The organism is Mesorhizobium sp. M7A.F.Ca.CA.002.05.1.1 (assembly GCF_003998335.1).
GTDB lineage: Bacteria > Pseudomonadota > Alphaproteobacteria > Rhizobiales > Rhizobiaceae > Mesorhizobium.
Map to the genome: position 1 here is coordinate 1 of NZ_RZQI01000146.1, position 9,401 is coordinate 9,401.

General features: G+C 62.3%; 11 protein-coding genes. 5 read left to right on the top strand and 6 right to left on the bottom strand.

Annotated elements, in window-relative coordinates:
- A partial coding sequence (locus tag EN939_RS10230) for a S1 RNA-binding domain-containing protein (protein ID WP_127267918.1) occupies positions 1-855 on the top strand: 855 nt, incomplete at its 5' end.
- 106 nt (positions 856-961) lie between these two features.
- Positions 962-1,981: a class I SAM-dependent methyltransferase gene (locus EN939_RS10235; RefSeq protein ID WP_127267919.1), complete on the top strand. Its 1,020-nt coding sequence runs from the start codon at positions 962-964 to the stop codon at positions 1,979-1,981.
- A gap of 15 nt (positions 1,982-1,996) precedes the next feature.
- Here the strand turns inward: EN939_RS10235 and EN939_RS10240 are convergent, their stop codons facing one another.
- The 4 genes from EN939_RS10240 to fabA form a co-directional block, all read right to left on the bottom strand.
- Entirely contained in the window at positions 1,997-3,541 is a 1,545-nt protein-coding gene (locus EN939_RS10240; protein WP_127267920.1) for a putative bifunctional diguanylate cyclase/phosphodiesterase, read from the bottom strand.
- Between the two features lie 205 nt (positions 3,542-3,746).
- Positions 3,747-4,559 (bottom strand): enoyl-ACP reductase FabI, encoded by an 813-nt coding sequence (gene fabI / locus EN939_RS10245; protein WP_127267921.1) that lies wholly within the window; start codon positions 4,557-4,559, stop codon positions 3,747-3,749.
- A 13-nt stretch (positions 4,560-4,572) separates the two neighbouring features.
- Positions 4,573-5,793, bottom strand: coding sequence for a beta-ketoacyl-ACP synthase I (gene fabB / locus EN939_RS10250; protein WP_127267922.1), 1,221 nt, complete (start codon positions 5,791-5,793; stop codon positions 4,573-4,575).
- 50 nt (positions 5,794-5,843) lie between these two features.
- Positions 5,844-6,359, bottom strand: coding sequence for a 3-hydroxyacyl-[acyl-carrier-protein] dehydratase FabA (gene fabA, locus EN939_RS10255; RefSeq protein WP_013527885.1), 516 nt, complete (start codon positions 6,357-6,359; stop codon positions 5,844-5,846).
- A 243-nt stretch (positions 6,360-6,602) separates the two neighbouring features.
- On the opposite strand from fabA, the gene irrA reads away from it, so the two are divergent.
- Positions 6,603-7,034 (top strand): iron response transcriptional regulator IrrA, encoded by a 432-nt coding sequence (gene irrA, locus EN939_RS10260; RefSeq protein ID WP_024503471.1) that lies wholly within the window; start codon positions 6,603-6,605, stop codon positions 7,032-7,034.
- Positions 7,035-7,053: 19 nt separating this feature from the next.
- Positions 7,054-7,218: a DUF4260 family protein gene (locus EN939_RS10265; protein ID WP_372337958.1), complete on the top strand. Its 165-nt coding sequence runs from the start codon at positions 7,054-7,056 to the stop codon at positions 7,216-7,218.
- 68 nt (positions 7,219-7,286) lie between these two features.
- Here EN939_RS10265 and EN939_RS10270 read toward each other — a convergent pair whose 3' ends face one another.
- The gene (locus tag EN939_RS10270; RefSeq protein WP_127267923.1) at positions 7,287-7,847 is read right to left on the bottom strand and encodes an SH3 domain-containing protein; all 561 of its coding nucleotides are present in this window, start codon (positions 7,845-7,847) and stop codon (positions 7,287-7,289) included.
- Between the two features lie 219 nt (positions 7,848-8,066).
- On the opposite strand from EN939_RS10270, the gene EN939_RS10275 reads away from it, so the two are divergent.
- Complete coding sequence (locus tag EN939_RS10275) at positions 8,067-9,068, top strand: 2-hydroxyacid dehydrogenase (protein ID WP_023811391.1); 1,002 nt, start codon at positions 8,067-8,069, stop codon at positions 9,066-9,068.
- A gap of 33 nt (positions 9,069-9,101) precedes the next feature.
- Here EN939_RS10275 and EN939_RS10280 read toward each other — a convergent pair.
- Positions 9,102-9,401, bottom strand: a 300-nt coding sequence (locus EN939_RS10280) for a GNAT family N-acetyltransferase (RefSeq protein ID WP_164750933.1), incomplete at its 5' end; no start/stop codon positions are given.

Below are 9,401 nucleotides of genomic sequence, written 5' to 3' on the forward strand. Positions count from 1 at the left end.
GAGATCACCGAGTCCAACGGTTCGTCGTCGATGGCCACCGTCTGCGGCACCTCTCTGGCGCTGATGGATGCCGGCGTGCCGCTGGCCAAGCCCGTCGCCGGTATTGCCATGGGCCTGATCAAGGAGGGCGAGCGTTTCGCCGTTCTGTCCGACATCCTTGGTGATGAGGATCACCTCGGCGATATGGACTTCAAGGTCGCCGGCACCGCCAACGGCATCACCTCGTTGCAGATGGATATCAAGATCGAAGGCATCACCGAGGAGATCATGAAGATCGCGCTGGACCAGGCCAAGGATGGCCGCCAGCACATCCTCGGCGAGATGGCGCATGCTCTGACCGGCGCGCGTTCGGAACTCGGTGAGTTCGCACCGCGCATCGAAGTGATGCACATCCCGACCGACAAGATCCGTGACGTGATCGGCTCGGGCGGCAAGGTGATCCGCGAGATCGTCGAAAAGACCGGCGCCAAGATCAACATCGAGGACGACGGCACGGTCAAGATCGCTTCGTCCAACGCCAAGGAGATCGAGGCGGCGAAGAAGTGGATCCACACCATCGTCGCCGAGCCGGAAGTCGGCGAGATCTACGAAGGTACGGTCGTCAAGACCGCGGATTTCGGCGCTTTCGTCAACTTCTTCGGTCCGCGTGACGGCCTCGTCCACATCTCGCAGCTTGCCAACGACCGGGTCGCCAAGACCTCGGACGTGGTCAAGGAAGGCGACAAGGTCTGGGTCAAGCTGATGGGCTTCGACGAGCGCGGCAAGGTCCGCCTGTCGATGAAGGTCGTTGACCAGGCCACCGGCAAGGAACTCGCCCGCGACAAGAAGAGCGAAGGCGAAGAAAACGCCGCCTGAACGTCTTGAGTTCATGAATTGAAGCGGGCGCGGCTTATGTCGCGCCCGTTTTCATTTCAGCCCCGGTTTTCACTTTCAAATAGCCCAGACAAGTCGAGATCGAACGATGTCCGCCGAGCCGTTGAAGACGCTTTTCCATCCCTTCGAGGCCGAGGCTGTTGCTTTGCCGGGAAAGGGCGAGCGCGTGCTGTTTCTCGGCGCTGAGCCGGGTTTTCGCCTGCCTGAAGGCTTCGAGGCGACGCTTCACCTCGTGCAGGGCTTCCGGCCGCATTTTAGCGCGCTGCAGGCGTCTGGCTGCGCCGTCACCGCGCAAGTGGAAGGCGATGGCTTCGATATGGCACTTGTGCTTGCCGGCCGGCATCGGGGTCTGAACGAAGTGCGCCTCGCGGAGGCGCTTGAGCGTGTGGCGCCGGGCGGCTTGGTCGTCGTTGGCGGCGGCAAGGACGATGGCATTGCCAGCCTGCGCAAGCGGGTCGGCGAACTTGTCCCCCTCGAGGGCCATCTGCCGAAATATCACGGCATCGCCTTCTGGTTACGCCGTCCCGCCGACCTCGCCGCCGCGGAGGAACTGCGCGCCGCCAATCCCGCTCTGCTGGTTGAAAACCGGTTCCGCACCGCGCCCGGCATGTTTTCCTTCGACCGGATCGATACCGGCTCGAAATTGCTGGTCGAGAACCTGCCCAATGATCTGCGTGGCAACATTGCCGATTTCTGCGCCGGCTGGGGGTATCTGGCTGCCGAGATCGCCGTCCGCTCACCGGGCATTTCAGCGCTCGACCTCTATGAGGCCGATTTCGCCTCGCTCGAAGCCGCAAAGCTCCATCTGGCAGGGGTCGGCCAGTCGATCGCCAGGAATTTCTTCTGGATCGATCTGCTGAAGGAACCGGTCGAGAAGCGCTACGACGCGATCGCCATGAACCCGCCCTTTCACCGCAGCCGGGCGGCCGAGCCGGAGATCGGCGCCGGCATGATCCGCGCGGCGGCCAAGGCCTTGAAACCAGGTGGTCGGCTGTTCATGGTCGCCAACCGCCAGCTTCCCTATGAGCCGATCCTGGCGGCCGCTTTTTCGAGCCATGCCGAACTCGCCCGCGACGGCATGTTCAAGGTGCTTGTCGCTCGTCGTTGATACAATGCACCGCGTTCAATGCAGATTGGCGACGCGTCGGACCTCATCGGTGACATGCACGTCGCCGACCCTGATCTTGAGGGGGGCCGGCCTGCCGTACAGGTAGCCTTGCACCACCTCGCAGCCGGCTGCCCTGAGCAGCGTCGCCTGGCTTTCGGTCTCGACGCCTTCGGCAATGATGCTGACGCCGAGCGCGCGCGAAAGCCCGACGATCGTCGAGACGACCGCGCCGGAGCTGGAGTCGGTGTCGAGGCGGCTGACGAAGGACCGGTCGATCTTCAGCTTGCCGAATGAGAAATCGATCAAATAGCTCAAATTGGAATAGCCGGTACCGAAATCGTCGACGGCGACCGAGATGCCCATATCCGCAAGCTCCTTCAGGATGGCGGCGGCGCGGTCGCGGTCCTGCATCATCGCCGTCTCGGTCACTTCCAGCTCCAGCCGCGACGGCTTGATGCCGGTGCTCGTCATGGCGTCGTGCACGATGCCGACGAAGTCCTTGGTCATGAACTGGACGGGCGAGATGTTGACGGCGACGAAGCAATCGTCGGGCAGATGCCGGGCGTCGCTGCAGGCTTTGCGCAGCACCCATTCGCCGATCGGGCCGATCATGCCGGTTTCCTCGGCGATCGGAATGAACTCCATAGGCGGGATCATGCCGCGTTCCGGATGCCGCCAGCGGATAAGCGCTTCATACCCGACGATGCGGCCGGTCGGGAGATCGAGCTGCGGCTGGTAATGAAGGTCGAAGTCACCACGTTCGAAGGCTATGTGCAGTTCGGATTCGATCCATTGGCGATGGTCGGCGACCCTGCCCATTTCGGCATGGAAGACCGACCAGTTGCCGACGCCGCTGGCGCGCGCGTTCTGCAGCGCCAGATTAGAGCGGCGCAGGATGAGGACCGGATCGACGCCGTCCTTTGGCATCGCCACGATGCCGACCGACAGGCTGACCGATTGCAGGTGCGTACCGAGATCATAGGGCTCCATCATCTCGTCGATGAGCCTCTCTATGGTGCTTTCCAAGGACCCCGAGACTTGATTGTCGGGCAGCAGGATCGCGAATTCACCGGCGCCGATGCGTCCGATCAGCGCGCGCGGTGGCACGCACGTCTTCAAGCGCTTGGTGAAGGCGCGGATCAACTCGTCGCCCTGGCTGTAGCCGATGGCGTCATTGATCTGCTTGAAGCGGTCGATGTCGATATCGATGAGGAACATCGGCTCGCCGGTCCGGCTGGTCGCGCATGCCGCCTCGGCAATCTTGCCGACCATCGCCGGGCGTGCCACCAGGCCGGTCAGCTTGTCGAAATGGGTTTCCGTGAAGACGAAATCCGCTGATTCATCGACGCCGGCGAAGAAGGACATCGCGGCGACCGACGCCGCCAGTGCGCAAAGAGCGGCCATCACCGAGACCATCATGTCCGCGGAGATGCCGGCAAAACCATCGCCGAGACCGAGCTTCAGGCCCCAGAGCCCGAGGACGAAACTGCCGAGACCCGAACTCGCTATGGTGAGCAGTCGGAACACCGGTGTTCGCTTCGGGTGGCTGACGGCGAGCATTGAAAGTTCCCCTGAGTACGGGGCTTTCTAGCGGATATCTCCTTAAAATGAGTTTCCGCGAATGAATCCAATTTTATTGGACCGAAAGTATTTCTTGAGCGGATCAACGCGCCTGGCGCTGAAACGGATTCAACTGGCGCGCCTAAGCTTCGTGTCTTCAAATGTCGCCATTTTAAAACCGCCGCGCATCTTTGGGCGGCAGGCGTTAGTCTCGTGCGCCGTCGGTCTGCTTCAATTCGTCGAGCGTCGGCATGGAAACGATGTGATAGCCGGAATCGACATAGTGGATTTCGCCGGTAACCCCGGAAGACAGATCCGACAACAGATAAAGTGCCGAGCCACCGACCTCGTCGATGGTCACCGTGCGGCGCAGCGGCGAGTTTCGCTGCTGGTAGGAGAACATGTGGCGCGCATCGGAAATGCCGGCGCCGGCGAGCGTGCGCACCGGTCCAGCCGAAATGGCGTTCACCCTGATGGCGCGCGGACCGTAGTCGTTCGCAAGATACCGGACACTCGCCTCCAGCCCTGCCTTGGCGACGCCCATGACATTGTAGTTCGGCATGACGCGGACCGACCCCGCATAGGTCAGCGTGATCATCGATCCGCCGTCCTTCATCAAGGTGGCCGCATGGCGGGCGACCTCAGTGAAGGAGTAGCAGGAGATCACCATGGTGCGGACGAAATTGTCCCGGCTGGTGTCGGCGTAGAGGCCTTTCAGCTCGTTCTTGTCGGAAAAGCCAATGGCGTGGACGACGAAATCCAGCCCGCCCCATTCCTTGCCCAGAGTCTCGAACGTGGCCGCGACAGAGGCGCTGTCCTCGACGTCGCACGGCACGACCAGCGAGGCGCCGAGCTTGTCGGCCAGCGGCCTGACCCGGCGTCCGAAGGCATCACCCTGATAGGTGAAGGCGAGTTCCGCGCCATGTTCGGATAATTTCCGGGCGATGCCCCAGGCGATCGAATGATCGTTGGCGACACCCATGACAAGCCCGCGCTTGCCCTTCATCAATCCGTCCATGGCCGGCAAATCCTTATGCGGAATAGCGCTGGAAAACGAGCGTGGCGTTGGTGCCGCCGAAGCCGAACGAATTGGACAAGACAGTGTCGATCCTGGCGTCGTCGATGCGCTTTCGCACGATCGGCATGCCCTCGAATTCGGGGTCGAGGGTCTCGATATGGGCGCTTTCGCCGATGAAGCCGCCCTGCATCATCAGGATCGAATAGATGGATTCCTGCACGCCGGCCGCGCCCAGCGAATGGCCGGTCAGCGACTTCGTCGAGGTGATATACGGCATCTCTGGGCCGAACACCTCGCGGATCGCTCCCATTTCCTTGGAATCTCCCACCGGCGTCGAGGTACCATGGGTGTTGATGTAGTCGACCGGTGTGGAAACCGTGGCCAGCGCCTGGCGCATGCAGCGGACTGCGCCCTCGCCTGAAGGGGCAACCATGTCGTGACCATCCGACGTCGCGCCATAGCCAACGATCTCGGCATAGATTTTCGCGCCGCGCGCTTTGGCATGCTCAAGCTCTTCCAGCACCAGCACCCCGGCGCCGCCGGCGATGACGAAGCCGTCGCGATTGGCGTCATAGGCGCGGGAAGCGGTCGATGCGTTGTCGTTGAATTTCGACGACATGGCGCCCATGGCGTCGAACAGGTCCGACATCGTCCAGTCGAGATCCTCGTGGCCGCCGGCAAAGATGATGTCCTGCTTGCCCCACTGGATCAATTCATAGCCATTGCCGATGCAATGCGCCGAGGTCGAACAGGCCGACGAGATCGAGTAGTTGACGCCGTGGATCTTGAACCAGGTGGCAAGCGTCGCCGATGCGGTCGACGACATTGCCTTCGGCACCGCGAACGGACCGATGCGCTTGGGACTGCCGTTCTTCAGCGTCGTTTCGGCAGCTTCGACGATGGTGCGGGTGGATGGTCCGCCCGATCCCATGACGATGCCGGTGCGCTCATTGGTGATGTCGCTCTCGCCGAGGCCCGCATCCGCGATCGCCTGATCCATGGCGACATGGTTCCAGGCAGCCCCCTGGCTCAGGAAGCGCATCGCACGGCGGTCGATCATGGCCGATGGATCGAGCGTCGGCGCTCCCCAGACCTGGCAGCGGAAGCCGTGTTCGGCGAAGGAATCGGAGAAGCTGATGCCGGATCTGGCGTCATGCAGAGAGGTCTGCACCTCGTTGGCATTGTTGCCGATCGACGACACAATGCCGATGCCTGTGACTACGACACGTCTCATTCGCAACTCCTTCCAGGGGTGCTGGCCAGAGGGCTGGCCAGGGATGCCGGTCAGCCAACCGCCGACTGCTTGGACAGACCGACTTTCAAATCCGTTGCCGCGTATATGGGTTCGCCATCCGCCTTCAGCCAGCCATCGGCGATGCCGAGCACCAGCCGGCCCCGCATCACGCGCTTGAAGTCGATGCCATATTCGACCTTCTTCACCGAGGGCGTGACCATGCCCTTGAATTTCACTTCACCGGTCGACAGCGCCATCCCCTTGCCGGGTTCGCCCAGCCAGCCAAGATAGAAGCCCGTCAATTGCCACATGGCGTCGAGGCCGAGGCACCCCGGCATGATCGGATTGCCGATGAAATGGCAGGCAAAGAACCACAGGTCCGGCTTGATGTCGAACTCCGCGCGGATGAAACCCTTCTCGAAGGCGCCGCCCGTCTCGCTGATCTCGGTGATGCGGTCGAACATCAGCATCGGCGGATAGGGAAGCTGGGCGTTGCCCGGTCCGAACAGTTCGCCGCGGGCGCAGGCCAGCAATTCGTCGTACTCGTAGCTGGATTTACCCGCCATCAATCTCATCCCCATATCGTTCCGGGCTATCGGGTGCCCTTGTCGTTGGTTTCCTAACACAATCTGTTTCAGGCCGGAAACCGGCGTTTGCGCTTAGCCTGCTCGTCTGCCTGGGTCAATGCGCGCTATTGATCGCATTCGGACGACAGAATATATGTCCTGAGAGGTCCGGTTTCGGCAGACGTTCATTTTTTTGCCATTCTGGGCGTGTCTTGGGGCGGAACTGTGGGGTTCGACGAGAAGATGGACCTGGACGGCCGGAAGGAAAATGTCGCTGTGGACAAGCGGGTCCGTGAAGCTGGCCTGAGGCCGACGCGTCAGCGCATTGCGCTGGCCGATCTGCTTTTCGCCAAGGGCGACCGGCATCTGTCGGCCGAGGAACTGCACGAGGAGGCGGTTGCCGCCGGCGTGCCGGTGTCGCTGGCCACCGTCTACAATGCCCTTCACCAGTTTACCCAGGCGGGACTTTTGCGCATCCTCGCCGTGGAGGGCGCGAAAACCTATTTCGACACCAACACCTCCGACCACCACCATTTCTACATCGAAGGCGAAAACCGCATATTCGACATCGACAGTGGTCCGGTGACGGTCGCCAACCTGCCGGAGCCGCCGGAAGGGATGGAGATCGCCAATGTCGATATCGTGGTGAGGCTGCGCCCCAAACGCCGCGAATGACCGGCGAGGCCCCCTTACCGTGCCCGTGCTGTTGTTGCTCGGCGGGCACATGTGGGGCAATGCGGCCGCGATGGCGGTTGCGCTGATCTGGATCGCGCACATCGCCATCGACCGTGCGCTGGCCTATGGCCTGAAGCTGCCAACCGGCTTTCAGGACACCCATCTCGGCCGTATCGGGCGCTAGGCTGACCTGAATTTCAACACACCCAAACCGGGCCGTGAAGGATCGGGGTTAAGATTCTGGGTCAAGAATCAGTCCTTGACCCGTTCGCCGGGATAGGCGCCCCAGACGATCGACTGGGCAAGCCAGCCTGTGTGGCCATCGAATGTCATTTCGCACCACTGGCCGTCGCAGGATTTGATCGTGCCCATGACGCCCGGCTCGACCATCGCGACCACCCTTGCGTCCTTGTTGGGGCTGTTGAGAAGGTTGATCTGGGCACCCTTGCCGCGCTGCCACGGAGCAACGATTGCCGTGCGCCGGCCGGACAGCAGCGACTGGTTGATCCAGCCTTCCGAACCATCGGCATCGCGCACGCGGCGCCATGTGTCGAATTCCTGGATGATCTCCATCGGCAGGCCGGCCTTCATATACATCCAGTCGACCGAGTAGTTGGCCCCGGGACCGACGCGCGAGTTGACGCGGCCGGATTTCAGGCTGACGAAGCGCGGCAGCGGCAGGCCACTCGGACCAAGCGTGACGACGCCCTGGGCAGGTGCAGCGGCACTCTGCGCCACGGCAAGCGGAGAATAAAGCAGAGCGCCGAGAAATGCTGCGCTGAGGGTCAGGCGAAGCGACGCGAAACCAGACACTTTCATTCCTTTCGGCGCTTGCCCATCGGCCTCGGCGCCCCTTTTTCTTTGTCTTCGGCGGCACCGCTTGTTACAGGGAGTAATCGGCACCGCGACCGGCTTTCAGTTTCGCCGGTCTTGGTTAAAGAGGTCTCAACGAGATCGGGTTAGAAGCAATTCCAGCAAAAGTGTGATGCGGTTTTGCGTTCGGAATTGCGGCAAGTACTCGGGAGGGAAACAATGGCAGGCAAAAAGAAGCCTCTCGTCGTCATCACGCGAAAGCTGCCCGACCCGGTCGAGACCCGCATGCGCGAGTTGTTCGACGCAAGGCTGAATGTCGAGGACCGGCCGATGACGCAGCCGGAACTGGTCGCGGCAGTCAAGGAGGCCGACGTGCTGGTGCCGACGGTAACCGACCAGATCGACGCCGCACTGATCGCCCAGGCCGGCGACAACCTCAAGCTGATCGCCAACTTCGGCAATGGCGTCGACAAGATCGATGTCGCGGCCGCGGCCAAGAGGGGCATCACCGTCACCAACACGCCGAATGTCCTGACCGAGGACACCGCCGACATGACCATGGCGCTGATGCTGGCGGTGCCGCGGCGGCTGGCGGAAGGCGCCAATGTGCTCACCGGTGACAAGAAATGGGCCGGCTGGTCTCCGACCTGGATGCTGGGCCGGCGCATCTGGGGCAAGCGGCTCGGCATTGTCGGCATGGGGCGAATCGGCACCGCCGTCGCCAGACGGGCCAAGGCCTTCGGCCTGTCGATCCACTACCACAACCGCCACCGCGTGCTGCCGGCCGTGGAGGACGGGCTGGAGGCGACGTATTGGGAAAGCCTCGACCAGATGCTGGCCCGCATGGATATCATCTCGGTCAACTGTCCCTCGACGCCGGCAACCTTCCATCTGCTTTCAGCGCGGCGGCTGGCGCTGCTGCAGCCCACCGCATATGTCGTCAACACCGCGCGCGGCGACATCATCGACGAGGAAGCGCTGGTCAAGCTGATTCAGGACGGCAAGATCGCCGGGGCCGGCCTCGACGTCTACGAGCATGAGCCGGCTTTGAACAGCAAGCTGCTGAAGCTCGCCGCCAAGAACAAGGTCGTGCTTTTGCCGCATATGGGCTCGGCGACGCTCGAGGGCCGCATCGATATGGGCGAGAAGGTCATCATCAATATCCGTGCCTTCGTCGACGGCCACCGCCCGCCGGATCGGGTGCTGCCGCTCAGGACCTGACGCTGTCGCGGCCCACAAACCGTAAGATAAACCTTACGAGATAGCTTTGCGCATGGTGATCGAGGTCGGCCTGGCATAGCCCTCATGCGCCGTCCGTTCAGTTTCGCGAAAGCCGAGGCGAGCAAAGGCTTCATGATTCCCGGTCAGCTCGATCCGCGTCTGAAGCGCGACGGCGGCCTTGCCGCGGCTACGGGCAAGGTCTTCGACTGCCTGCATCAGCCGCCGGCCAATGCCTTGTCCCTGGCGGTCCGGCGCGACCGCGAACTTGCCGACATAAAGGTCCGCCGCCCTCTCAAGGGCAAAGACGCAGCCGACGATCCTGTCGCCCTGCAC